The following is a 26,705-nucleotide window of genomic DNA, read 5'->3' on the forward strand; positions in this document are numbered from 1 at the left end:
GTATTGATGTCATTCTAAACGGAGTCGAAATATCTGAATTTACAGATTATAATTCTCGGCTGCAAATATAAAATTTTATTTATCAGCTTTCACGGAATAAACCGGAGCATCTTTTAACCATTGATATTTAAGATTTTTATCTTTTGCAATAAAACGATACCCTTCCAGTTTTTGAAGATAGAGGTACATTGCCTCTTTTTTCAAATCTAATTTGTGATTAGAAAGAAACTGAAAAGGAAAAGTAACGATAGAATCTCTTGTTGTTTTCACAACTTCTCCATCATTCACTTTATATATAAAAACGGGTCTTCCACGTCCCGAATCACTGTCCACAAGTTTCACATTTGAACTCGTAATTACCATTGCACTTGCTTGGCTAGATTCTTCTGCACTCATGACATACGCCTTACCTTCCTGACGCTGATCTTTAAAAAGATCTATAGTATGCTGAGAGTCCTGAAGTTTTTTGTCTCCACAGCTTACTGCAAAAACCATAAGAAAAATTGGTAAAAGATATATTAGTCTATCTTTCATATTAATAATTTTGAGATTTGGTAGAAAAAAACCGATGTAAAATAATTGCATCGGTTTTTTAGTATAAAAATTTGATTTAGTTTAGTCTTGAGTGTATTGTGATTCCCATTCGTTACCATCATCTCCTTTGTGTCCGTCTAATTTAATAACGAAACTCTTTGTAGGGAAATAAGGTGTCAAACGAATATCTAGCCACACTCTGTCTTTGTTTACTTTATCCTGCTCAAAACGCACGATTTTGAACTTCTCAATCAATTTATCAGCTCCTTTGATACCATCTAAGAACGTAACAATCTGTCTTCTTAAATCATCTTCATTTTTAGAACTCCAGTTTTCGAAAGCTCTTCTGTTTAAGAAATCCAATAAAACTTTAGTTACATAATCGAATACACGAACAACTGAATACGTCTGAAGCCCTATATTATCTCCTGTAAACAATGTTTTTGCAGAGAAAGCCATGATCTTACCGTACTCATTAACCATAGGAACCAATCCCATTTTTTCTAACTGAGAAATTTCGCTTTTCTTCAATTCGAATTTTACGGCATCAACTTCGTTAATATTACCATGCTTTTTACCTGCAGCAACCTGAGACATCAATGTTTTATGAATTTTCCCTGCTAATGAAGTTGAAGGTGGAAGCTCTACGTTCTCCTCTTCTCCTACTTCTTCAGCTCTTCCACGGCCTACAAGCCAGTTACACGTCATAATAACATTACTTCTGTGTAATTCTCCCCCTGTAAGATTCGCAGAATGGAATAAATCTACTACATCATCCGGTTTATCAAGATTAGCAAAATCTGTAACCAACATTACTTTGTTTTCGTTACAAATCTTTGCCCATTTTTCAATTACTTTATTTGATCCTAAATATCCTGGAATTGCTAAAAGAGAATAATTGTCTCTAAGATCCAAACGATCGTAGTAATTCTTAAATTCGTCGGAAATAGCATCAATGAAAAGCGGGTTATCAAGATCTGAAACCTGCTCTAAAGTAGCGTTCACAATACTTACATTATCAACTTTGTCAAGTTCAGTATTTTTATAAAATTGTGCTACCGTTCTGTAGCTTGTCTCTAACTGACGTACTGAGTCAAGCGTATTTTTTAAGTTTGATTTTAAACTTTGATCTGCCTGCTGTGCTTTTGCTTTGCAGGTATCAGCCATTTTATCAGCAGATTCGTTACCTTCTAAAAGATTAACCCAAAGATTAATTTTTTGAAGTAACTCTTTTCTTTCATCTGTCTTATTATTATCGGTAAGGAAAATTTCTTTCCTAGCTTTTCTTGTTGGGTTCATGTTGGCGATGCCATCTACAACAGATTCAACAAATCCGAAACCTCCAATTTTATTGAGCTCCGCAATTGGATTGCCTTTCGGCTGACCTCCCTGTTGTTGCTGTTGACCTTGCTGTTGGTTTTCCGCCGGCTGTAATTTACTATCCATGTGTTTTAATGTAAAGTCTTTAAATTATTTTTCAAGTTCTTGTGCCACTTCTTTCAATACTTCCACAAACGCAGCTCTTGTCTGATCGTTTTCCAGCATATTACGCAGAATCTTATTCGTTTTTAGCTGGCGAACAATTTTATTATATTGCTCTTGCTCCATGCTAAGTTCTTGTAAGTAATTTGATTTCTGAGTAAGATTTTTGGGAGTGAAGTCCGCAAGATTTTGAAAACGGAATTCCTCTTCTATCACTCTACCATCTTCTGTTTCGTGCTGTACAGCTACAGAAGGCTGGAAATGTTTGAAGACATCCTCCACAGTCTTTAATCCTGTTACAATTTCAGGTACATATGATTCGTCGGTCGTAAGCTGGCTAACAATCAGAGACTTATTCTCCTGTATTTGCTGAATAGCTTCATTAGCGTCTACTTTTACCTCGTTTCCGCCAACACCATAATTAAACATTGCCATATTATTCTTATTTTGAGATTTTAGATTTTGGTGTGAATTGGGTTTATCTGTATCAAATAGCTGACCAATCCAATGTTTAAATTTAAAAAAAAACTGTAACATACAAAATTTTGTTAAGATTTTTCTTGAAATATTTAATATTACGCAGTATTAAGGGCATAATATTATCATTTTACAACGTCACTAAACTATGAAAAATAAATAAAAAAACGCATCATTTCTGACGCGTTTTTCTATTCTAACAATTTTTGGCTATGTTACCAAATTTTTATTCTGTCCTGAGGAGCTTTATATAATTTGTCTCCAGTCTTTATATCAAATGCTTTCATAAACGAATCCTGGTTAACTAAAGGCCCGAATGCTCTGAAAATTCCAGGCGAATGCGGATCTGTTTTTACTTGATTCGTCATATACTGATCTGTAGATTTTGTTCTCCAAACGGTTGCCCAACTCATAAAGAATCTCTGATCTTGGGTAAATCCGCTGATTGATCCTGGGTTTCCTTTATCTTTAAGATACATTTGAAGCGCATCGTAAGCTACTGCTACTCCACCTAAATCTCCGATATTCTCACCACTTGTAAATTTACCGTTCACAAAACTTCCTTTTACTGGTTCGTAAGCGCTGTATTGAGCAGCCAGCTGTCCCACTTTAGCATCAAAGTTTTTACGGTCAGCATCTGTCCACCAATTATTAAGGTTTCCATCACCATCGAAACGAGAACCACTGTCATCAAAACCATGAGAAATCTCGTGACCAATTACCGCACCAATTCCCCCAAAGTTTACTGCTGCATCTGCATTAGGATTATAGAAAGGAGGTTGAAGGATGGCTGCAGGGAAAACAATCTCGTTGTTTGAACCACTATAATATGCATTTACCGTTTGTGGCGTCATTCCCCATTCTGTCTTGTCAACAGGCTTTCCTACTTTGTCTAAACTTTTCTGATATTGCCATTCAGCAACATTTTGAAGGTTAGAATATAAATTTGCTCCTTGCGCCGGAGATCCTACTTTTAGCAAAGTATAATCTTTCCATTTATCAGGATATGCAATTTTTACCGTGAATTTTGATAATTTTTCCTGAGCTTTTACTTTTGTTTCAGGAGACATCCAATCCATATCATTGATATGTGTTTTAAATGATCTTAAGATATATTGAATATAGGTCTCCATCTGCGCTTTTGCTTCCGGAGTGAAATATTTTTCAACATATAATTTACCAAAAGCTTCACCTAGAACACTATTTACAAGAGAAAGACCTCTTTTGTTCATTGGACGCTGCTCTTTCTGACCCTGAAGATATTTTGAATAGAAATCAAAACGAATCTGCTCTAAACTAGAATCTAAATTAGAAGCATTCCCATTAATGATATGATATTTTAAATAATCCTTTAATAAGGGAAGGTTCTTTTGCGTCAGGAACTGATCCATATTTTGGTAGTATTTCAACTCACCAATAATCACTTTATCTGTCTTTACTCCTGCATCCGTTAAATATTTAGCTAAGTTTACATTCTTAACCAACCCAGATAATTCAGATACATTTTTAGGATTATATCTTAAATTGGCATCTCTGTTTTGCTCAAGAGTCAATAAATAGTTTGCCAATTGCTTTTCGAAATCTACTACATTTTTTGCAGCAGCATCAGAATTTTTATATCCTAAAACACCAAATAGCTTCCCAACATACGTTTGGTATTCAGCTAATGTTTTAGTGTTTGCTTCATTTACTTTTTGATAATAATCTCTTCCCAAGCCAAGATCCGGACCGCCAAGATACACCGCATTCATTGTAGAATTCTTCATATCTGCGCCCACTCTCCATCCATAGAAAGAATTGTCGCTTAATTTTGTAGCATCCAATAAATATTTCTGAAGATCATTAATATTTTTGATGGCATCAATCTTTACTAAATCACCTTTAATCGGCGCAAGCCCTTCAGCATCTCTTTTGCTGACATCCATAAAAGATGCATATAGATTCTGAATTTTTTGTCCTTCTGAACCTTCAGTATATTTTTCAGATAAAATTTTATTTAAAATATCCAAAGAAGCATCATCCACATTTTCTCTCAACGCATTGAAAGATCCCCAGCTCGCTTTATCAGAAGGAATCTGAGTAGTTTTCACCCAATTTCCGTTAACATAGCTAAAAAAATCATCTTGTGGACGAACGCTTTTATCCATATAAGATAAATTAATTCCCTCTTCTTTTACCTGAACTTTCACAGGATCTACCACCACGACTGCCGGTTCAGTTTTCTTACTTGTTTCCGCAGTTTTTGTCGCACCACATGAATTTAAAAATACAATACCCGAAAGAGCAAGTATCCCAATATTTAGCTTTTTCATTAAAGATAATTTTTTGATTTTACACAAACTTACCAAATATACGAATTTATGTTATAAATAATAAATCATAATTGATAAATGATTGTGGGTTATTAGTCATAAGTTATGATTATGAGTAAAAAAGTGTGTGTAAATTTAATTTTTGGCTAAAGCCATTTTTGAAATATTTGAAGTTAAAAACGGGCTAAAGCCCATTCCTATTGGTGGAAGTCACCCGCTTTATATTTTTCCTGAGGTTGAAATAAAAGACCAAAACCCTAGCCCCGATTGGCGCGGCATCCTTTTTGGTTGCGGCGGAGCGAAGCGGAGCCGTAACCAAAAAGATATAGCAGAAAGCGGGATAAAGCTCCTTAAAAACAAAAAAGCCACTCATTTCTGAGCGGCTTGTAATATTATATATCTGATGACTACCAGATTTTAATTCTGTCTGCAGGAGCTTTGTATAATTTATCTCCAGCTTTTACATCAAATGCTTTATAGAATGCATCAACGTTGATAAGCGGACCGAAACTTCTGAAATATCCAGGAGAGTGAGGGTCTGTTTTCACTTGGTTCACCATGTATTTCTCACTTGATAATGTTCTCCAAACGGTTGCCCAGCTTAAGAAGAATCTCTGATCTTGTGTAAATCCACTGATTGATCCTGGGTTTCCTTTATCTTTCAGATACATTTGCAATGCATCGTAAGCGATGTTTACTCCACCTAAGTCAGCAATGTTTTCACCGTTTGTAAAAGTACCATTAACAAAAGTTCCTTTTACAGGCTCATACTTGTCATATTGAGAAGCAAGCGCTTTAGTTGCTTTTTCGAAGTTTGCTTTGTCTTCTGGAGTCCACCAGTCTACCAAGTTACCATCTGCATCGAACTGCGCTCCTGAATCATCAAATCCATGGCTCATTTCGTGACCGATAACCGCACCAATTCCACCGAAATTAACAGCAGCATCAGCTTGAGGGTTGAAGAATGGAGGTTGAAGAATAGCTGCAGGGAATACAATCTCGTTGTTTACCGGGTTGTAGTACGCATTTACAGTTTGTGGAGTCATTCCCCATTCTGATTTGTCTACCGGTTTTCCGATTTTAGCTAAATCTTTATTGTACTGCCATTCTGAAATATTCTGAAGATTCTTGTATAATGAACCTCCTTTAGACTCAGGAATGATTTCTAATTTAGAGTAATCTTTCCACTTGTCTGGATAAGCAACTTTTACTGTGAACTTATTCAATTTTTCTGTTGCTTTAACTTTCGTTGTAGCAGACATCCAAGCTAGGTTGTTGATGTGAACCGCAAAACTTTTCTTTAAGTAATCAATCAATTCAACCATCTGAGCTTTAGCTTCAGCAGGGAAATATTTCTCAACATATAATTTACCGAAAGCCTCACCTAAAGAACTGTTGATTAACTCATATCCTCTTTTGTTAAGCGCTCTTTGCTCTTGTTGACCTCTTAAATATTTACCATAGAAAGCAAATCTTGTGTCTCCTAATTTTTCACTTAGGTAAGAAGCACTTCCGTGGATCATGTGGAACTTCAAATAATCCTTAATTACAGGAAGATTTTTAGCATTCACTAACTGATCGAAGTTTTTGTAATATCCGATTTCTCCGATGATTACTTTATCTGCAGTAACCCCAACTTTTTTAAGGTAAGCAGGAATATCAACCCCTTTTACCAATGTTGAAAGCTCAGCCATTGTTCTTGGGTTATACTGAAGCGTGTTATCACGGCTTTGCTCGTTTGTTAAATATGTTTTTGCAATGCTTTTTTCGTAATCTACGATTCCTTTTGCAGCAACATCAGCATTTTTGTATCCCAATTCTTTCAACATTGAAGATACATACTTTGTATACTCAGCTAAAGCTTCTGTATTTTTTTCGTTTACTTTTTGGTAATAATCTCTTCCTAATCCTAAAGAAGCGTTTCCTAAGTAAACAGCATTCATTTTAGAATCTTTCAAATCTGCATCAATTCCCCATCCGTATAACGTATTCTCTCCGTCTTTCGTAACAGAAATAAAGTAGTTTTGAAGGTCTGCAAGATTTTTAATTGCATCAATTTTGTTGATGTTTTCCTGAATAGGCTTAATTCCGTCTGCATTTCTCTTCTCCATATTCATGTACGTTGCGTACAAGTCCTGGATTTTTTTACCTTCGCTTCCGTCAGTAAATTTGTCTTTTAAAAGAGAGTTCAAAATCGTCATTGAATGATTATCAGTATCATCAGCCAATTTATTGAAACTACCCCAAGTAGGTTTATCAGAAGGGATCTTGGCAGTTTTCATCCAAGTTCCACTTACGTAATTATAGAAATCGTCTTGTGGACGTACAGATTTATCCATCAAACTAAGGTCTAAACCTTTATCTGTTGTATTTACTGCTGTTTTAGTAGCTTTATTCTGAGCACTCACTGTATTTAGTGAGCAAACTCCCGCTAGTAAAAACAAAGAAAGCGTTAATTTTTTCATTATGATAACAATTTATACAATATGTATGTTCTTTTAATTATTTGTTACTTTTATGCGAACAAATTTAAACAAATATTAGGAAGTTGTAATTTCTTTTACGTTACCAGTTCTTTTCAGGAATCCCCAAGACTGCATTTCACCCTTCAACGCTCTTCTTAAGCTTCTGAACAGCACAATATACATCAACCATCGGTACCCGAATCTTTGCGGAATAACATACAGTAAATTCACCAATTTCTCTCTCTGCATCATAAAAGCAATAATCGCCAAAGATGCATCTACCAAAAGAAACAGTAAATAATAACTGAATATTTTTTCTCCGTTTCCTGATAAGATCCCCAAAAACATAATCACATCTGCAAGCGGCGAGAAAAGCGGAATAATATACTGAAACAATAAAATATTCGGCATTGCCCAAAGTCCCAATCCTTTGTATTTAGGATTTAAGAATGTCTGCTTTTGTTTCCAGAACATCTGCATAATTCCGTAGGTCCAACGAAAACGTTGTTTTAAAAACTGTTTTACTGTTTCCGGAGCTTCAGTTACAGCAACTGCTCTGTTTTCATTAGCTACAGTATACCCTTTTCTTAAAATTTTCACCGTTATATCGCAGTCTTCCGCTAAGGTATCTGATGAATACCCTCCAACTTCATGAATCACGGCTTTTCTAAATGCACCGATTGCTCCAGGGATTACGGTAATTGCATTAATATTAGCATACGCCAATCTATCAAAATTCTGACTGGTCGTATATTCTATAGCCTGCCATTTTGTTAACCAATTTACCTGATTTCCCACTTTTACATTTCCCGCTACAGCAGCAATTTTCTCTTCTGGCGCTGCATTTAAAAATCTCGCGATAAGATGTTTTACAGCATCTTGCTCCAATTTTGTATCCGCATCAATACAGACTACATATTCAGCATCGGTATGAGAAATTCCGAAATTTAAAGCGGTTGCTTTTCCTCCATTAGATTTGCTGAAAATTTTCAGTTTCGGATGATCAGAAAACGCTGTATTTGCCTTTTCATACGTCAGATCTTTACTGCCGTCATCCACCATGATGATATCAAAATTGGGATAGGTCTGCTGTAATAAGTTCTTCAATGAAGATACTATGTTCACTTCTTCATTATATGCAGGAACAATAATGGAAACCTTTGGATAAGATTCCAGCACAGGAAAATTGCTTAATTTTTTCTCTTTTTTTCTTTCTTTAATTGCCCAGTACGCCATTAACAATAATCTCACTAGCCCTAATCCTATGAAAATAGTGAAAAGTGCTACCAAAAAATGACCAATTCCATAAATCATCGTTGCCAATACCAAATTAAGCTGCATTACATAATAAGATCGGGTTTTAGGAACTTCAGGCATCAACTCGCTTTTACTCTTATGTAAAATACTCGCAAGATTGGTGAAATGATATCCTTGTTTTTGCAAAGTTGGAATCAAAATTTTAAGAGCTTTAATTGTTTCTTCTCTTGTATCTCCACCTGCATCATGCAGTAAAATAATATTTCCTCTCCCTTGTTTAATTCCTGCCAACACACGTTGCACAATCTGATCTGCTTTTACACCCGGCTGCCAGTCTTCCGGGTCTATACTTTCTCCGATATCCAAATAATTCTGCTGTCTTGCCAATGCCACAGGAATAATTTCCTCAGATGTGGTAGGCTCTGAATCGGCATTATAAGGTGCTCTGAATAAAATAGTACTGTGTCCTGTGATACATTCTATCAACAGTCTTGTCAATTTTAATTCCAACAACGCTCTTTCAGGACTTACTTTCGCAACGTTCTCATGAGTGAATGTATGGTTTCCTATCTCATGCCCTTCTCTGTAAATTCTTTTTACCAGAGGAAGATTTTTTTCAGCATTCAATCCTATTAAAAAGAAAGCGGCGGGAACATGGTATTTGGATAAAATATCCAACACCTGTGGAGTGTATGTTTCATCAGGTCCGTCATCAAAAGTTAGAACCAACTCTTTCTGCGGAGCACTTCCATATTTTTTAACCTCGTAAGAACTTGGATAGGTTACATAGTTTTCATCGGTAATAATTTTTTCTTTTGAGTTTACTTCTAATGAAATTTTTCCGTCATGAGGTGTATTTAAAACATCCAGAACTTCACCATCCCCAATATAATCTACCATGGTTTGTCCTTTAACATTTTCCAGCATTTTAAAGCTGAATTTCGACATGCCCGCTAGAGTAAGATCTTTATCATAGAAATTCCAGATTCTGCTGTCCTCACTTCCCAGTCTCCAAATTGCGGTTCCGGCTAAAGGATATTCAGAAGAAAAACGCATCGTATTAAAAAGAGAAGCTGCATCATTAAAAAATACAGTATGTACGTTTTTCTTAGAATCAGTATAGGAATAATTTAGGTTAAAAGTATTATCATCAAAATTAATATAGGATTTACTTGCATGCGCTTTTGTGATTGCCTGCATATAAGTCACGGATACATTGTCTTCTTTATTCGTGCTCCAATCATATCCATACGCTCCTAGTCCTAAAATAACTTTATTAGGTGTGGTTTTCTTTAAGATTTTTCCTGTTTGAGCTTCAATCCATTTTTGAGAAGATATTGGTCCGGCATCACTGTCAGCTGAATATTCATCATAAGCCATTAATACAAAATAATCTACATATGGATTTAGCTTCTCAATGTTATAATCATCATTATCCGTCATCACATCCATTGCTACCAAAAGATTGTTTTGCTTAAACGTTAATGAAAGCTCTTTCATAAAATCAATAAGAAACTCATCAGAATCCAGATTCATATCTTCAAAGTCAATATTGATTCCTTTAAAATGAAGTTTTATACATTGCTGCGCTAGCTTTTGAATAAGCTTTGTTCTCAGCTGCGGGCTTTTCAACACTTTACCCAATCCTTCAGAACGGAATTCCCGATCAGAGTTATTACTTAAGATTGGCATCGCGGCAACGCCTGTTCTTTTTATAATTTTATATCCTTCCGTGTCAACATTTGTTTTTAAATCTCCTGTTTTAGGATCTAAGAAAAACCATTCCGGAAAAACTAAATTAATATGTTTAATATTTCGTTTTAAGGACATTAAAGACTGTGCATCCCATGCTACATAGAATGCAGAACGAATACCACCCGGAAATTGAGACCAACTTCTATTTTGATTTTTAAGTCTTTCAGCTCTCGCCTTTTCAATTTTAGAAAGGTTGGTATGAATTGTTTTTTCTGAAATGAAACTTCTGAATCCTTTATATTCTTTCGATATTTTATTTTCCTGAAGATACGGCTTCGCTGCTGTAATGATGGATTTATAATCTTCTTTAAAAGGAATTTTCGGGCTTCGATCCAATGTCATCATCACCCCTAATGCCAAAAAAAGCAGCACGGCTACGAAGATAAAAATACGAGATCCCCACTGCACATTTCTCCAGCGTTTCTTGTTATTGGTTTGAAAAATTTGGTTTGATTTTTCCACTATCTGTAATTGTTAATTGTCATACGACAACCCTTTCAAAAAGTATGAAAAACTATTCTAAATAAATTAAAATTACATTAAAATTATTCTTTTCCAGTTTAAGCATTTATAAGTATACTTACTAGATCCTGTAAAATTTTCTGCGATACAAAATTCATAAAATCTTGCCTTTCTAAATGTGGCATGTATAATTTTGAACTTTGCTCTTTATCATTAACCCTGATAGAATAGAAAACCGTCCCAATATCTTTTCCATCTTCCCCTTTTCCAGGGCCAGCTACTCCGGTTGTAGACAAAGAAATATGGGTACCAAATAGTTGCTGGCAACCTTTTGCCATTTCCTGAGCTACCTGCTCACTCACCACCGTAAATTCGTCAAATGTTTCTTTTGAAACTTTTAATATTTCAATTTTCTTTTCAGTTGCATACGGGATAATTCCGCCCAAGAAATATTTTGAACTTCCCGAATTTGAGGTAATCATTTTTGCCAATTCTCCTCCGGTACAACTTTCAGCGGTTGAAACTGTTAATTTTCTTTCAATCAAAAGTTCACCAAGAATTTTTTCAATCTTATCCTCTGTTGTTGCAATCACATGATCTTTAATTAAAGGAAGAAGTTTCTGAATCTCTTCTTCTAATTGTTGCTGTAAGCCAACTTCATTTTCTCCTGTGGCAGTTAATCTTAACTTTACTCTGGTTCCGATCGGAAGATAAGATAATGCCAAATTTTCAGGTAAAGCAAGCTCCCAATTTTCAATAGTATCTGCCAAAATACTTTCAGGAATTCCAACCACCGAAATAATTCTTGTTGTGATATAATTAAGACTATATTTTTCCTTCAAATAAGGAACAATCTGATCTTTAATCAATGGTTTTACTTCATAAGGAACGCCTGGAAGACTGAAACATAATTTACCATCCTGTTCCATCATCATACAAGGTGCCGTTCCGAAATTATTTTGAAAAACGGTAGATTTTGTAGGAACAAAAGCCTGTTCGCGATTTCTTTCCAGAATTTCCAATCGACCACGTTTTTCCATATACGTTCTCAGATGATCAAAAGTAACCTCATCCAGCGCAATTTCATCATTGAAAAATTCGGCAAGTGCCTTTTTAGTCTTATCATCTCTGGTTGGTCCTAAGCCTCCCGTTGTAATAATCAAATCTCCTATTTTAAAAGCCTCTTTTAAGGTATTTTTAATGGTTTCAATTTCGTCTGAAATAGTGAAAATCTGTGAGACCTGTACGCCTATATTTTTAAGTTCAGTAGCAATAAAATTAGAATTGGTATCAACGGTATTTCCCGAAAGGATCTCGTCTCCAATAGTAATAAGAACAGCTTTTTCCATATTATAATTCTTGAAAAAAATTCTGGTACAAATGACGGAAAATTCTGTGTAGTGAACAAAAGAAAACGATTTTTTATATCTTTGGTTTGAACTGTTTAAAACTATAATTAAAAACTATGTCTAAATATGATGATGCTTCTTGGCATTCTGGAGGAGATTTTCCTGAAGGGCTTCCTTCAAAAAATGGTGCTACACATACAGGAATGTTTCTGAATTGGTGCATCCACAATGATTTGCATTCCGAGGAAATGAAAGAAGATTTCAAAGATGAAATTGAAAGTTTAAAAAGAAGAGAGATTACCGGAGCCGAATTTCTCCTTGAAGTATGTGATGGAAAATTCACTGAATATGAGCTAAATGATCTTGGAAATAGCTTTGCAAAAGATTATTATGTAGATGAAACAGATTTTGCTGATAAATTCAGTTCTTTCGCCACAGATTATATCAATATTTTCGACAGCAAAGCCGAAGAAAGTGATTACGAATATGAAACATTCTATCACATTGAAGATACCTATGAAAATTATGACTTGATGAAACTTGCCATTGATCATCGTTTTGAGGAATGGAAGGAATATAAGGCTTAGTATTGGTTGTTGGTTCAAACGCAAAGGCGCAAATTGTTACCAGAAATACGTTTTAAGGCGAAAGGATTTTTATCTCCGATAAAAATTTATTAGGTGTAAGTAAACACAAAGTTTGTCATTCTGAAAGAATCTCTATGACTCAAGATAAAACTTGATTTAGATTTCTACCGAAATGACAAACTTTATGAATAGTATTAAGAAGTTAAGTTTAACTTTGTTTTAAGGAGATTGCTTCGTCGCTACGCTCCTAGCAATGACTGTTAGTCATGTTTTACCCAGATTAATTCATTTGTATTGTAACCTATTCTTTTAGCTTTTTCCAGAAAACGTTGTTTGATACTTTCAGGAATTTCTTTGGTTCGGGATAGAATCCAGATATATTTTAAACTGCTTCCGGCAATCAGTGCATATTGGTAATTTTCATCGATATCAATCACATTATATCCCGCCCAAATGGGTTTAAAAAATGAAACTTTTAATCGGGCTTCGGTTTTATCTTTTATAAATCTAGCTTCTCCAATTGATTCTTTCCATTCTTTTTTGATGTAATCATATCCTTTATTGTCTACTCGAATGGTTCCGTTTGGATTTTGAGAATAGGTTGCAGTAACATTATCCATGTTTTTCTCGAATCTATAATCGAAACGAGCAATCTCGTACCACTTTCCTAAATATTTATCTGCATTAAAATGAGTAACTGCTTTTGCGCCTTTAGGAATTCCTGTTGAACATGAATTAAAAACTATTAAACCCAAAATTCCCAACGAGACGGGAATAGCAATTTTCTGAATATTTTTCATAATAATATAAATTTCGTGGTTATTATAAAAGCTTCAAAAATAATGCCTGAAATTGCTATTAGCTAATGGCAACTGGCTTTTAGCCTTAAGAAAAAACCTTCAAAAAATTATCTTTAAAACTTCCGGAAACCTCAATTTCTGTACTATCAGAAAGCGTTGCGGTTCCACTTTTATGATAAGATTTCACAAAATTAGTATTGATAATATGGGAACGGTGAACTCTTACAAAAGGATTTTCCAGCAAATCATCAAAATGCTTTAGGAATCTGCAGACCATCTTTTTAGAACCGTCTGTAAGATAAACCTGCGTAAAGTTTCCATCTGCCTGAAGCCTTACAATATCTTCTGTTTTCACAACATCAAAACCCTGTAATGTTGGAAGGATTAATTGTTGCTTTTCAGGTTTTAACTTTAAATTTTCAAGAAGAATCTTATTCCGGTTAAGCTCATCTTTATTTTCAATATTTTCTGCGACTTTATTTACCGCCACAATAAGTTCCTGAATGTCTATTGGCTTTAAAATATAATAACTCGCCGATTTGTTCAACGCCTGCAAAGAGTATTGAGAAAATGCTGTAATAAAGATTGTCTCATAGGAAAACTCTTTTGTTGCCTCCAACACATCAAAAGCATTTCCAAAAGGCATTTCTACATCTAAGAAAACCAGCTGTGGTTGTTTTTCAGCAATCAAAGGAACTGCTTCTTTTATATTTTCAGCTTCACCTAAAATCTCAACTTGCGGACAATATTTTGTGATGTAGCTCCTCAAAACTTCTCTTGCGATAAGCTCGTCGTCTACGATAATGGCTTTTATTTTCATGTTCTTGATGTTAGGTTATAGATATTGGATTAGAAGTATTAAAATTCACAATTTATAGCTCACTTCTACCAAAACTCCCGGCTCATTTTTTTTATCTATGATTTTACATTGAATATCGCGATTGTATAAATCATTCAGTAAAGTGATTCTTTCCAACGTATTTTTCATTCCGCGGCCCTCTCTGTTTTTTTGGTGTTCTGTCTTTTGCTTTTTACTTTCTTCAATTCCGATTCCGTTGTCTTCAATACTAATTTTTAGATTTTGATCATCCTTTTCAAAACTTAATTTCAAAAATCCTTTGGTCGTTCTATACCGTAATCCGTGCCAGATCGCATTTTCTAAAAATGGCTGAACTAGCATTCCGGGAACTTGCAGACTATGCGTATTCAGATTTTCATCAAACTCAATTTCATAATCAAACTTATCTGAAAAACGAGTTTTTTCCAACGCAAGATAATTCTGAAGTAAATCTAATTCCTGCTGAAACGGGATAAAATCTTCCGTAGAATTTTCCATCACGCCGCGCATGAGTTTTGAGAATTTGGTTAAATATTGGTTGGCTTCCAATTCATTATTGGTGGCAATAAAATGATTCACACTATTTAAGCTATTAAAAATAAAATGTGGATTCATCTCTCTACGAAGCGACTGCAATGCGATTTTCTTATTTTTGATCTGAACTTTTTTTAATGTTCTGAAAATAAAAACAATTAAAACTGTCAGTACAATCAGAACTCCAATCAAACTATAATTAAAGACATTTTTCTTGCGAATTAATTCGTCTTTTAATTCTCTTTCTTTTTCTAATTGAGAAATTCTCTGCTCCGTATCTTCCAAAACTTTATTATCTACCAAACTTCGGTCTTTAGAAACCAAGTTTGGCAATTTCCCGAGAAAATCTCTATATAATTGAACTGAAGCATTGGTATTATTTGAAGTATTATAAAGACTATCTAGCCTTTTTACACTTTTCTGCGCCTCTAATGTATGCCCCTTTTCCAATGCAATTTCGTACGCATTCTTTAATAATTTTATAGCCTCTTCTGCATCATCTTTTTTAATATAAATATCTGCTAATTCCTGAATTTGGTTAACTTTTTCCTGAGAATTATCTTTAACAAAATCTTCTTTCAAGACTTTCTTTTTGGCTTCAATTGCTTTCTCGAAATTTTTATTTCCAACATAAAAATTAGTCAGTTTCTGATTAATTTCTAATGCTTGTTGAGGTGTTCCTTTTTTAGAAACCTGATAAGCATTATTCAAGTTTTCTTCTGCTTTTGGAATATCCTTTTGCTGAATATTTACATCAGCCATTTGGCTGTAACTCGCCGCAAGGTCTTCTTTCTCGTTCTCCTTTTGACTGATATCAATATTACTTTGAATGGCTTCTGCTTTCATATCCTGCGAAGGAGCAGAAAGTCTTGCCACATCATTAGAATTAACGGCCTTGCTTTTTGATGAATAATTAACTTCCGCAGCCCTATTATAATTACTGATTGCCGGAGTGATTTTATTTTGCTTCTCCTGTGACTGAGCCAGTTTTCGTGTTACTTTCTCGATGTTGGACCTATCGTTGAGTTTTTCGTAGATATTTTTAGACTTGATAAAATATTCTTCACTTTTAGCAAAATTACCATTATTGAAAAATGAGTCCCCAATGTTGTAATAAGAATCTGCTTCTGCAGAGATGTCTTTATTATCAACTGCTTTTTTAAGCTTTTTGGTTTGAGTCACAACTTCCTGCGCCACATTAGTAGTTTGAGAATAAGCTTCATTCCCAAAACATATCAAAAAAAGTAGTGCGAAAAATTGAAATATTTTCATAAAACAAAGATATACATATATATAGTTTACTCAAATACTATTCACCAAGTGAAATTGCCCATTCACCAAGTTTCACCCATTAAAAAACTGATATAAAGCTATTTAGTAAAACAAAATTGAAACTGCGTTAACATTCACAGAACCAGCTTTCCTTACATTTGTATTACACCCAATTATTATGAAAAAAATATTTACGCTCTCCTTTCTATCTATTTTGTTGCTCCAAAGCTGCTCATTTCTTGAACAAAATAAATTCATTGAAACAAAAGTGATTTCAAGTGACCTCAACGAAAAAATTATCTATAAATTTTACCATACGGGAATTAACAATTATAAGGTTGATTTTTATTCGGTACATCAATCAGATTCTACAAAATTGTTTGAGCATTTTATAACAGACGCCATATTCAGTTCAACACCTTATAAAATTTCACAAAACGAACATGAGGTCATTATAAGAAATCAATTATTTTCTAAAGAAAAGAAACTAATTACCCAAAATGGGAAATCTATTATTTTAACGAACAGGTAAGTATTTTTTATTTTGAAGTTTTCGTGATTAAAGTTTATCTATCTTTTTTTGAAAGCCATAGATGTATAGCTTTTATTATATTTGTAGGATACACTTAATGAACACTCAAAATAATTATGAAAAAAATTCAGACACTGCTTTTTATTTTTGTCGTAAGTACATTCCATTCCCAAACTTATATTCAAAATGTCACCATTGTAGATGTTTTAAACCAAAAGCTTATTCCAAATCAAACTATTGTCATCAATAAAAACATCATTTCTGAAATTACACCAGCAAACAAAGTAAAGGTTACAAACAATGCAAAGATCATTAATGGAGAAGGAAAATTCTTGATTCCGGGAATGACAGATTCTCATGTACATTTCTTTCAAAGTGGAGGTTTATATACAAGACCGGACGCAATTGATCTAAGAAAATACCATTCATATGATAAAGAGATTAACTGGACGCAAAATAATATGGAAGATCTTCTGCAACGTTATCTTAAGAGTGGAATAACCTCTGTGATTGATGCTGGAGCAAGCTATAATTTTTTAAATATTAAAAATTCACTAGCCAATAAACCGAATTTGCCTTCTGTTTATATGACAGGACCTCTTTTAACAACCTATGAACCTGATGAATTTAAAAGTCTTGGTAAGAATGAACCTTTTAAATTAACAATGTCAATTGAAGATGCTAAAAAATATGTTCAGGAGCAACTTCAATATAAACCTGATTTTATTAAAATTTGGTATATCGTCCTTGCAGATGGAGCCGAGATTGAAACGGAAGCTAAAAAACACGAGCCCATTATAAAAGCAATTATTGATGAAGCTCATAAAAATAATTTAAAAGTCGCTGTACATGCAACAGAAAGAATCACGGCACAAATTGCAGTGCAAAACGGGGCAGATTTTTTGGTTCATGATATAGAAGATGAAATTGTTCCTGATGATTTTGTGAAATTATTAAAATCAAAGAACACTGTTTTAAGTCCTACTTTAATTGTTTCAAATAACTACACAAAAGCATTCGGGCAAAATCCAGATTACAGCACTTATGAATTGGAAAACGCAAATCCGGAAGCTATAGGTTCTATTTATGACCTAAAACATTTGGCATATTCTGAAGACTCTGTGATGATACAGAAAGAGAAAAAACAATCAAACTCACCTCAAATGGCTGCTTATATGAGCAAAAAATCTGCTATAAGAACAGCAAATTTGAAGAAATTAACTGAAGGAGGTATCACAATCGCAGCGGGCACAGATGCAGGAAATATAGGAACTCAACATGCTACATCATTTATTGATGAACTAAAAGCAATGAAGGAAAGCGGTTTGAGTAACTGGCAAATTTTACAATCAGCAACAATTAATCCGTCTAAGATATTTAATAAAGAAAAAACTTCGGGAAGTGTTTCAACAGGAAAAATTGCCGATTTGGTTTTATTAAATTCAAATCCTATTGAAGATCTGGACAATATTACTAAAGTTGATCTTGTCCTGAAAAATGGCGAGGTTGTTCCTCAAAACATCGTGAAAACAACACCTGAAAGTCTTGTTCAACAACAAGTAAACGGATACAATGCAAGAAATATTGATGCTTTTCTGGAGCCTTATTCTGAAGATGTAGAATTATACAGTTTCCCAAATACATTGCTGAGTAAAGGAAAAGAAACCATGCGAAAAAATTATGACGCAATGTTTAAAAGACTTCCTGATTTACATTGTAAAATTAAAAACAGAATCATCAACGGTAATTTTGTAATCGACAAAGAAAGCATTTCCGGAATGAGTCCTAAAATAATGGAAGCCACAGCAATTTATGAAATCAAGAATGAGAAAATTGTAAAAGTTTATTTTATTCAGTAAAATTTTTCTTCTTAAAATTACTAAAAGACGGTTCTCACGAGCTGTCTTTTTTTGATTCACCAAGTGAAAGCCACTGATCACCATTTCTTTAACTTTCTTCAATGATTACATAATTAAGTTTGTGGGATAATTTAATCTTAATCATTATGAAAAACATTTTTATTTTAAACCAAAAAAAATTATTCTTAGTAATTATTACAGCTTTTACTTTCCTGAATACCAACGCTCAGGTTGGTGGGAATCAGGTATACAAAAGCAGAAGCTACAACGAGCAACGAATCAATAAAACCTTTAATGATCTCTTTGATTATTCTGTGACTGATTCTACTGTGGTAATTCAGGCAACGGTATTATTGAATAAAGTAGCGGATAAATATAAAATTACGCTTGGTGTAAATGAAGAAGCCGCAACTCCAAAAAAATCAATTGAAAATATTAATAAAAGAATTAATGATTTCATCAATAAAATATCCATAATCGGAGTGAAAAAGAATGAGGTATTTGTTGATTTTATTTCACAGACAAAAATTTATGACTACGAGATTTCGAAAGATCAAAATATGGCTACTCAGAAAAATAATGGTTTTGAAATCAAAAAAAATATCATCATCACTGTAGATCAATATTCAAAAATTGAAAAACTCATTTATGAAGCTTCCGATTTTCAAATTTATGATGTGATAAAAGTAGATTATATCAATACCGATATTGAAAAAATCCAGCAGGATCTTTTAAAAGAAGCCTATTCTGTTTTAGACAAAAAGAAAGACAACTACTTTACCCTAGTAAAAAAAGAAATCATTGGTCTGCCAACCGTCTCCTCTAATTTTTCCTATGTTTTTCCAAAAGGTCAATATCAAAATTACACCGCCTATGAGTCTTCAGATATAGATTATATCAGAACAAGTAATGAATCTTTCTATAAAAAAGAGCTTAGAAAAGGGAAAACCTTTTACTATGAAGGAGTAGATTATTCCGATTTTGATAAGATCATTAATGATGAGAATCCCGAAGTAGGAATACAATACATTATGAATATTTCGGCAAAATATGATGTAAAGAAAAACAAGAAATAGTTGAGTCAAAACTTCACCAAGTGAAAACCCAATTTCACCAAGTCTTCCGATTTCAAGTTTTAAATGTGCCTAATTTTACTCTAGAAGTTTAAAATTTAAAACAAGAAATTATGAAATTAAGACATTTTTTATTAATCGGAATCTTTACAGTAGGAAGTTTTATCAACGCTCAGGAAGTAAAGAAAAATGCAATTGAAGTAACAGGAGTTGCTGAAATGGAAGTAGAACCAGATGAGATCATCTTTAGCATCGGTATTAAGGCTGACAACAAAAATCAGCTCGCCGACAACGAAAAGCTTTTATTTGAAACATTAAAAAAAGATGGAGTGAAAAATGAAGATATTAAATTTAAATCAATGTATCAGAATCTTTACTCTAAAACAACAAAGTTTACAAAGAGTTTTCAGTTTAAAGTAAATACAAAAACCAATGTGAGTAAGCTTTTTGAAGATCTGAACCAAAAATGGGTAAGCAATTTGAATATCGCAGAAATTAAGAATACGAAAATTGCAGATTTCAGAAAGACCGTTAAAATAAATGCTTTGAAAGCTGCAAAAGAAAAAGCAGATTATCTATTAGAAAGCATCGGTAAAAAGACCGGAACTCCGCTTGAAATAGTAGAAATTGAAGATTACATGAGTGACTCTGTTCTTCCTGTAGCCTACAAAAGCAGAATGACTAATGTACAAATGGAAGCTGCTGATGCAGGAGTAGATTATTCTTCTTTTGATAACATTGAAAACATCAAGCTGAAATTCAGTATCAAAACCAGATATGAGATTCTTTAATTAACAGATTTAAGAGACAGTTCGAAAGAGCTGTCTTTCTTTTTTTAGTCAGCTACTTATTTCACCAAGCCAACATCCCATTTCACCAAGTCTTCTCATTTTAAAGCTTTAAAGCAAATAATTTTACGCTAGGATTTTAAAGGAATACACTATGAAACATTATTTAATATTACTCATCTGTTCAATCTCCCTTTTTAAAGCTCAGGAAATTAAAAAGGAAATTGAAGTGAAACAAGCAACCCTATTTTTACAAGGAGCAAAGGTATTCGGAAGTACCAATGTGAATTTGAAGAAAGGTCAAAACATCGTAAAAATCATCAACCTTCCCAATGATCTTGATGAAAATACCTATAAAATAAATCTCGAAAAAAATACAACGCTTCTTTCTATAACGCCGCAAAGCAATTTCTTAAAAAATGATGAATTATCTGAAGCTGAGAAAAAATTGGAGGTTGAAAGAAAAAAATTGCAAAGACAGGTTAGTCTTTTAATGATTCAGATCAACAACCTATCTGGTGAACAGAATATTATTAATGATCATTTAAAAATATCAGACAGTAATAAAGTTACTCCGCAGGAACAACTGATTAAGCTCACCGAGTTCTATAGAAAAAGAATGCTGGAAATCGATAATAAAGTATTTCTTCTCAATGAAGAAAAAAGTGTTTTAGGCGAAAGTATAGCTAAAATCAACAAACTGTTTACAGAAGAACAAACTCATAAAAACACCAATAAAAAAGAACTTTTACTTGAGATTTTAGCAGATAACGATATAAACCTGAATTTAGGAATAAGCTATATTGTTTCCAACGCAGGCTGGATTCCTTCTTATGATCTGAGAGCCGAATCTACAAAGAAACCGCTGGAAATGGTTTACAAAGGAAAAATTTATCAGAAAACCGGACAAGACTGGAACAATGTAAAACTTTTTGTCTCAACATACAGACCATCGTATAACCAAAACAGACCTATTTTATCTCCGCTTTATGTTACAGAGTACAAAGCTTACGATCCGCAAACGGAAGTTGCTGATTACAAAATGAAAAAAGTTTCTGCAGAAGTTAACTCTTACCAGATGAGGGAAGATGCCGCACAACCAAGTCAGATTCCTGTAGCAACTGTTTCTGACAGCCAAATGAATGTGATCTATGAATTGAAATACAATCAAACCATCGTAAGTCAGGAGAAAGAACAATATGTAATTCTAGACAAAAAACAAGTAGATGCAACTTATAAATATCACACCGTTCCTAAGTTGAACAACCAGGTTTTTCTGATGGCTTTTATTAAAAACTGGCAGAACCTCAACCTTATTTCCGGAGAAGCTAATATTTATTTTGAAGATAACTATATTGGCAAAACCAATATAACAACCTATTACGTGAAAGATGAATTTCCTATTTCTCTTGGCGTAGATGAAAGAATTAATGTAAAAAGGATAAAACTGGAAGATAAAACCTCTCAAAAGAACTTCAATACCAATAAATGGGAGACAGAATCTTACCAAATAAGCATCCGAAACAATACCAAAGAAAATATAGAATTGGAAATCCTTGATCAACTTCCTATCAGCGAAAATTCTAAAATTTTAGTAAAAACTTTAGAAATCGGAGACGGAAACCTTGACGAGAAAACCGGAAGTATTCTTTGGAATAGAAAAATCGGCAGCGGAAGTTCAGATAAGATTAATTTCTCCTACGAAGTGAAATATCCGAAAGACTTGCAAATTCAATATTACAGCAGATAACTGTATAAAACTTGGTAGCTTCAAGAACCTCAGCTACCAAGTTCTTTTTTATCTTCCAAACTTAAAATACCTTGATAAAAGGTGTTTTTTGTTCTTCATAAATTGGGAAGCCATCTCCATTCCGGTGACAGAAAAAGTGATTCCGTTTCCACCAAAACCTAGAACGAAATATGAGTTTTTAAATTTAGAATGCTCACCAATGTAAGGAAGCCCGTCTTTTGTTTCTCCGAAAGTTCCGGCCCAAACAAAATCGGTGTAAAAATGATAATCGGGTTTTATTTTCTTTAGCCCTTTTAGAATTTCTTTTTCTTTTTTGCCGAGTAAAGCATCACGCTTTTGGGGATCTTGGAAATCTTCATCTCCTCCACCAATCAATAGTCTGCCGTCATCGGTTGTTCTCATATAAATGTAAGGATCATCGGTATTCCAAACCAATGTGCTGGCTATATTCTTGAATTTATCGTGGTCTATTTCTGAGACCATTGCGAAAGTACTTTTTAAATCAACAAAGTTTTCTTTGATTAAATTTTTACTTTCATATCCAATACAATAGATGATTTTCTTTGCTTTTATCTGAGATCCGTTTGTTGTAGAAACCAAATTATATCCCTTCAAATATTTAACAGATTTCATTTCTGTTTTATCAAAAATTTTCAATCCTTTTTTTACATTTAAATCAAATAATTCATGGGCAAATTTAAAAGCATCAATACTCGCTCCCTGCTTTGAAACAATACCTCCAAAAGTATTTTCAAAACCGAATGTATCTAGCACTTCTTTCGATTCCATCCATTTCACCTCGAAACCGGCTTTTTTTCTGGCTTCAAATTCCTTTTTTAACCAAGAAACATCTTTCTTTTTTGAGGCAAAGTATAAAGACTTTTTACGTTTAAAACCGGCTTTTGATTTAATTTTCTGAGTCAGCTTTTCCATCTTATCAATGGAATCTGAACAGGCTTTATAACTTTCTATAGCTCCTTTCTCTCCTATTCTCTTTATCAGCTCACACAGAGGAATGTCTATCTCGTATTGCAACATTGATGTTGTGGCTGAAGTACTTCCGTTGCAGATCTCGCGTTTATCAATAAGAATTGTTTGATAGCCATCTTCAACCATCTGATGGGCAATTAGGCTTCCGGTAATACCGCCTCCGATAATTAAAACATCACATTCTTCATCAGATTTCAAAGATGGGTACGAAGTTAATATTCCATTTTTCAAAAGCCAAAATGGTTCGTTAGATTTTAAATCCATATTAATATTTTACACTAAAATAGATAATATTTGTGATTAATTTAACGATTTAAGAATCATCTATGGTTTAATTATTGTTGCTTACTATAATCCAAAACCACACTAAAATTAATTATTATGATAACTATTATTCCAGAAGCTCCAGAAAATGTTGCGGCTTTTAGTGCCATCGGCCAAGTAACAAAAGAGAATTTTGAAAATCTTGTAATTCCGCATGTGAAAAAGAAAGTTGAAGAGTTTGGCGAGCTTAATTATCTTCTTTATCTTGATACAGACCTTGGTAATTTTACTCCCGGAGCATGGCTACAGGATATGCTATTAGGATTAAAAAACCTAACGAAATGGAACAGAGCTGCTATTGTAACAGATAAAGAAGGTGTACAAAACTTTACCGATATTTTCAGCGTTTTGATGCCTGGTGAATTCAAATCTTTCCCAAAAGAAAATCTATACAATGCTTTATATTGGTGTAAAAATGGAAATGAAGTTGAGGTTTAATTTCAAATATTTCATGTAATCATCAATCACCACACACTAAAAAATAAATAATATGAAACCCAATTTAGGTATTACAGACAAAAATCTGAAAGCTGTTCATGGTATTTTAAACAATGTTCTTGCGGACGGAAACATCCTTTACATCAAATTAAGAAAATTCCACTGGAATTTATCCGGAGATAATTTTATGGAACTTCATCTTCTTTTTGAAGAACAATATACTGCTGTTGCTCAAAGTATTGATGACGTTGCTGAAAGAATCAGTACACTGGGAGGAATTGCCATAGGAACAACTTCTGAATTTGCAAGTGAATCTCAATTAAAAGAGACTCCAGGAAAAGTTCCTACCAATCAGGAAATGTTGAAAGAATTGGTAAGCGATCATGAAACCATCGTAAGAGCTTTAAGAAAGTTTGTAGATGATACAGATGAAAAATACAAAGATGCCGGAACCTCCGACTTCTTAACAGAGCTGATGCAAGAGCACGAAAAAATGGCTTGGAAGCTCAGAAAATATTTTAAAGATTAATCCAACATAAAAAAAGAGAAGCAATTGCTTCTCTTTTTCGTTATTTATTACTTGGAACGCATTCCACATTGAGTTGTTCAGGTTTTGATGATCGATACAAATACATATATCGGATACTGACTATTAATCCTATAAACGTCATTCCTACTCCTACCAATGAAGGGTAATTGAATGAAAGACCATGCTCCAAAGGAATTCCTCCAAAGAAAGCACCCATTGCATTGGCAATATTAAAAGCCGCCTGCATAAAAGCTGCTGCCATCATTTCACTTTTTGGCGCTGCTTTCATCATCATAATGTTAATAGGCGCCGCCACAGACATTGATAAAGCACCACAAATGAACGTTAATCCCAACGCTACACTTTGATATTCAGAAAGGAAAAATACACCCGCCAATGAAGTCATCATTAAGAAAAGTAATAATGAACAGGTTTTTTCCGGACCTAATTTATCCGATAAAAATCCTCCCGCTAAATTCCCAACAACCATTCCGGCTCCTGCCAAAACCATTACATACGCCATCTGGCTACTTTGAATTCCTGCAACAACAGTCATTAAAGGAGTGATATAACTAAACCAAGTAAACAATCCACCAAAACCAATCGCCGTAATCATTAATACCAGCCACGCTTGTTTCCCTTTAAGGAATTTCAGTTCTTCTAGGAAATGAGTATCTTCATTTTTATCCATCGCCGGAAGCCATAGTTTTAATGCTAACAAAGCCACTAAACCAATCACAGCAACAATGGCAAAATACCATCTCCAATTGAATGTATGTCCTATATAAGTTACCAAAGGAACCATCGCCAGATTAGCAACCGTAAGCCCCGTAAACATTAGGGATATATAAAATGCTTCTTTGCCTTTTCCTGCCAGCCTTGAAGCAACAACAGTTCCTACTCCGAAAAATGCACCGTGTGGTAGACCAGACAAGAATCTGATGATCAACATCGAAGTATAATCTGGTGCTATAGCCGATAACGCATTGAATATTGTAAAAATAACCATCAATGCTATCAATACCTTTTTAGACGGAAATTTTACAGAATATCCTATTAATATAGGTGCTCCAATTACTACTCCTAAAGCATAAGCAGAAATTAAATGCCCTGTTTCCGGAATTGTAATTTGTAAAGTTTTTGCAATATCAGGCAGCAACCCCATCACCGTAAACTCTGTAGTTCCGATCCCCAATCCACCTATTGCAAGTGGAATTATCCTTTTATCAATCATCCCGATATTATTTAATATTTTGAAAGTGCAAAATTCGAAAGAAATATTCATTTTTACTTCCACGTGAATGATAAAAACTTGCTCCGTATTAACCTTTTTGTTTAATTTTAAATCTATAAATAATCAAAACAGAACCAAATGAAAATTCAGAAAGAAATTATTGAATTTGAAAAAGAGCGATCTTTCAAACTCTTTTCCCCTTCCCTGAAAAACTGTTTTTTCTGGCATTATCATCCTGAAATAGAATTGGTTTATGTAGAAGCATCCAATGGAATTCGGCATGTGGGGAAAGATATTTCAGGTTTTACAGAAAGTGATTTGTTACTAATTGGTTCCAATGTTCCACATCTTAATTTTGATTACGGTATCCAAACCGAATGCAAACAGTTGGTTTTACAAATGAAAGAGACCTTTCTAAAAGATCTTATTCTTCCCATTCCCGAATTTGAAAACATAAAACATCTTCTTGAAAGATCTTATCTTGGGCTTTCTTTTTCAGGAGAAACAAAGAAAATGGTGGTTGAAAAACTACACTTCATTAGGGATAAAAATTCTTTTGAATCTCTGATTGGCTTCATTGAAATTTTACAAATATTAGCCAACTCAACCGAAGTGAAGGAACTCAACAGTGAAGACACCCGAATCAAATGGTTCCTGAATGATAAAATCAGAATGGGAACAATCTATGATTATATCGATGAAAATTATGATAAAAAGCCTAACGTGAACGAAATTGCAAAGATTGTAAGTTTAAGCACTCCCGCTTTCTGTAGATATTTTAAAAAACAAACGAATATGACTTTCACAGATTTTGTAAATAATTACAGAATTAATCAGGCGAAAATGTTTTTACTAAAAGATTATTCTGTTACGGAAGTTTGCTTTCAGGTGGGTTTTGAAAGTCTTTCTTATTTTAATAAACTATTTAAACAGCATGTTGGAGAAACACCTTCTGCATTTAAAAAGAAACATTTGAATAAAATTGAAGGGATTATTTAATTTTGACTTCATTACTAATGAAGTCTTTATACATCAAGTTTGTCATTCCGGAGGAATCTATACTC

22 protein-coding genes are annotated in these 26,705 nt (G+C 33.7%); 10 read left to right on the plus strand and 12 right to left on the minus strand.

Annotation, left to right across the window (positions count from 1 at the left end; all coding sequences use genetic code 11):
• Positions 1 to 75: 75 nt before the first annotated feature.
• From BUB80_RS15705 to BUB80_RS15720, 4 genes are all read right to left on the minus strand, one after another.
• Positions 76 to 534, minus strand: coding sequence for a hypothetical protein (locus BUB80_RS15705; protein ID WP_228433848.1), 459 nt, complete (start codon positions 532 to 534; stop codon positions 76 to 78).
• An 81-nt stretch (positions 535 to 615) separates the two neighbouring features.
• A complete protein-coding gene (locus BUB80_RS15710; protein WP_073294621.1) occupies positions 616 to 1,980 on the minus strand; it encodes a DUF5458 family protein in 1,365 nt (454 codons plus the stop codon).
• Between the two features lie 24 nt (positions 1,981 to 2,004).
• Positions 2,005 to 2,553 carry a type VI secretion system contractile sheath small subunit gene (locus BUB80_RS15715; protein WP_083547194.1) on the minus strand — a complete coding sequence of 183 codons (549 nt, stop codon included), beginning with the start codon at positions 2,551 to 2,553 and terminating at the stop codon, positions 2,005 to 2,007.
• 155 nt (positions 2,554 to 2,708) lie between these two features.
• Complete coding sequence (locus BUB80_RS15720) at positions 2,709 to 4,805, minus strand: M13 family metallopeptidase (RefSeq protein WP_073294628.1); 2,097 nt, start codon at positions 4,803 to 4,805, stop codon at positions 2,709 to 2,711.
• Between the two features lie 142 nt (positions 4,806 to 4,947).
• Here BUB80_RS15720 and BUB80_RS15725 point away from each other — a divergent pair, with 142 nt between their 5' ends.
• A complete protein-coding gene (locus BUB80_RS15725) occupies positions 4,948 to 5,184 on the plus strand; it encodes a hypothetical protein (protein ID WP_073294633.1) in 237 nt (78 codons plus the stop codon).
• 28 nt (positions 5,185 to 5,212) lie between these two features.
• Here the strand turns inward: BUB80_RS15725 and BUB80_RS15730 are convergent, their stop codons facing one another.
• The 3 genes from BUB80_RS15730 to BUB80_RS15740 form a co-directional block, all read right to left on the minus strand.
• Positions 5,213 to 7,270, minus strand: coding sequence for a M13 family metallopeptidase (locus BUB80_RS15730; RefSeq protein ID WP_073294637.1), 2,058 nt, complete (start codon positions 7,268 to 7,270; stop codon positions 5,213 to 5,215).
• A 75-nt stretch (positions 7,271 to 7,345) separates the two neighbouring features.
• Entirely contained in the window at positions 7,346 to 10,744 is a 3,399-nt protein-coding gene (locus BUB80_RS15735) for a polysaccharide deacetylase family protein (protein WP_073294640.1), read from the minus strand.
• A 98-nt stretch (positions 10,745 to 10,842) separates the two neighbouring features.
• Complete coding sequence (locus tag BUB80_RS15740; protein ID WP_073294642.1) at positions 10,843 to 12,093, minus strand: CinA family nicotinamide mononucleotide deamidase-related protein; 1,251 nt, start codon at positions 12,091 to 12,093, stop codon at positions 10,843 to 10,845.
• A gap of 116 nt (positions 12,094 to 12,209) precedes the next feature.
• Between BUB80_RS15740 and BUB80_RS15745 the strand changes: the two genes are divergently transcribed.
• Positions 12,210 to 12,680, plus strand: a complete 471-nt coding sequence (locus BUB80_RS15745) for a DUF7832 domain-containing protein (protein WP_073294645.1) — start codon at positions 12,210 to 12,212, stop codon at positions 12,678 to 12,680.
• Positions 12,681 to 12,940: 260 nt separating this feature from the next.
• Here BUB80_RS15745 and BUB80_RS15750 read toward each other — a convergent pair whose 3' ends face one another.
• The 3 genes from BUB80_RS15750 to BUB80_RS15760 form a co-directional block, all read right to left on the minus strand.
• Positions 12,941 to 13,480, minus strand: coding sequence for a lipocalin family protein (locus BUB80_RS15750; protein ID WP_073294647.1), 540 nt, complete (start codon positions 13,478 to 13,480; stop codon positions 12,941 to 12,943).
• An 85-nt stretch (positions 13,481 to 13,565) separates the two neighbouring features.
• Complete coding sequence (locus BUB80_RS15755; protein ID WP_073294650.1) at positions 13,566 to 14,300, minus strand: LytR/AlgR family response regulator transcription factor; 735 nt, start codon at positions 14,298 to 14,300, stop codon at positions 13,566 to 13,568.
• A 45-nt stretch (positions 14,301 to 14,345) separates the two neighbouring features.
• A complete protein-coding gene (locus tag BUB80_RS15760; protein ID WP_073294653.1) occupies positions 14,346 to 16,124 on the minus strand; it encodes a tetratricopeptide repeat-containing sensor histidine kinase in 1,779 nt (592 codons plus the stop codon).
• A 178-nt stretch (positions 16,125 to 16,302) separates the two neighbouring features.
• Here BUB80_RS15760 and BUB80_RS15765 point away from each other — a divergent pair, with 178 nt between their 5' ends.
• From BUB80_RS15765 to BUB80_RS15785, 5 genes are all read left to right on the plus strand, one after another.
• Positions 16,303 to 16,656, plus strand: coding sequence for a hypothetical protein (locus tag BUB80_RS15765; protein ID WP_073294655.1), 354 nt, complete (start codon positions 16,303 to 16,305; stop codon positions 16,654 to 16,656).
• A gap of 116 nt (positions 16,657 to 16,772) precedes the next feature.
• The gene (locus BUB80_RS15770) at positions 16,773 to 18,515 is read left to right on the plus strand and encodes an amidohydrolase family protein (protein ID WP_073294658.1); all 1,743 of its coding nucleotides are present in this window, start codon (positions 16,773 to 16,775) and stop codon (positions 18,513 to 18,515) included.
• Between the two features lie 146 nt (positions 18,516 to 18,661).
• Positions 18,662 to 19,591 (plus strand): SIMPL domain-containing protein, encoded by a 930-nt coding sequence (locus BUB80_RS15775; protein ID WP_073294661.1) that lies wholly within the window; start codon positions 18,662 to 18,664, stop codon positions 19,589 to 19,591.
• Between the two features lie 110 nt (positions 19,592 to 19,701).
• The gene (locus BUB80_RS15780) at positions 19,702 to 20,379 is read left to right on the plus strand and encodes an SIMPL domain-containing protein (RefSeq protein ID WP_073294663.1); all 678 of its coding nucleotides are present in this window, start codon (positions 19,702 to 19,704) and stop codon (positions 20,377 to 20,379) included.
• A 151-nt stretch (positions 20,380 to 20,530) separates the two neighbouring features.
• Entirely contained in the window at positions 20,531 to 22,126 is a 1,596-nt protein-coding gene (locus tag BUB80_RS15785) for a DUF4139 domain-containing protein (protein ID WP_073294666.1), read from the plus strand.
• 48 nt (positions 22,127 to 22,174) lie between these two features.
• Here BUB80_RS15785 and BUB80_RS15790 read toward each other — a convergent pair whose 3' ends face one another.
• On the minus strand, positions 22,175 to 23,380 hold the full coding sequence (locus tag BUB80_RS15790; protein WP_073294669.1) for an NAD(P)/FAD-dependent oxidoreductase: 1,206 nt from the start codon (positions 23,378 to 23,380) through the stop codon (positions 22,175 to 22,177).
• A 117-nt stretch (positions 23,381 to 23,497) separates the two neighbouring features.
• Between BUB80_RS15790 and BUB80_RS15795 the strand changes: the two genes are divergently transcribed.
• Both BUB80_RS15795 and BUB80_RS15800 read left to right on the plus strand, forming a co-directional pair.
• Positions 23,498 to 23,878 (plus strand): SpoIIAA family protein, encoded by a 381-nt coding sequence (locus BUB80_RS15795; RefSeq protein WP_073294672.1) that lies wholly within the window; start codon positions 23,498 to 23,500, stop codon positions 23,876 to 23,878.
• 52 nt (positions 23,879 to 23,930) lie between these two features.
• Complete coding sequence (locus tag BUB80_RS15800) at positions 23,931 to 24,407, plus strand: Dps family protein (protein WP_073294675.1); 477 nt, start codon at positions 23,931 to 23,933, stop codon at positions 24,405 to 24,407.
• A 40-nt stretch (positions 24,408 to 24,447) separates the two neighbouring features.
• On the opposite strand, the gene BUB80_RS15805 is transcribed toward BUB80_RS15800, so the two are convergent.
• Positions 24,448 to 25,692 carry an MFS transporter gene (locus BUB80_RS15805; RefSeq protein WP_228433850.1) on the minus strand — a complete coding sequence of 415 codons (1,245 nt, stop codon included), beginning with the start codon at positions 25,690 to 25,692 and terminating at the stop codon, positions 24,448 to 24,450.
• 87 nt (positions 25,693 to 25,779) lie between these two features.
• Between BUB80_RS15805 and BUB80_RS15810 the strand changes: the two genes are divergently transcribed.
• On the plus strand, positions 25,780 to 26,640 hold the full coding sequence (locus BUB80_RS15810; protein ID WP_073294678.1) for an AraC family transcriptional regulator: 861 nt from the start codon (positions 25,780 to 25,782) through the stop codon (positions 26,638 to 26,640).
• Positions 26,641 to 26,705 lie beyond the last annotated feature (65 nt).

The sequence above is a fragment of the Chryseobacterium polytrichastri genome, from assembly GCF_900142445.1.
Lineage (GTDB): Bacteria > Bacteroidota > Bacteroidia > Flavobacteriales > Weeksellaceae > Chryseobacterium > Chryseobacterium polytrichastri.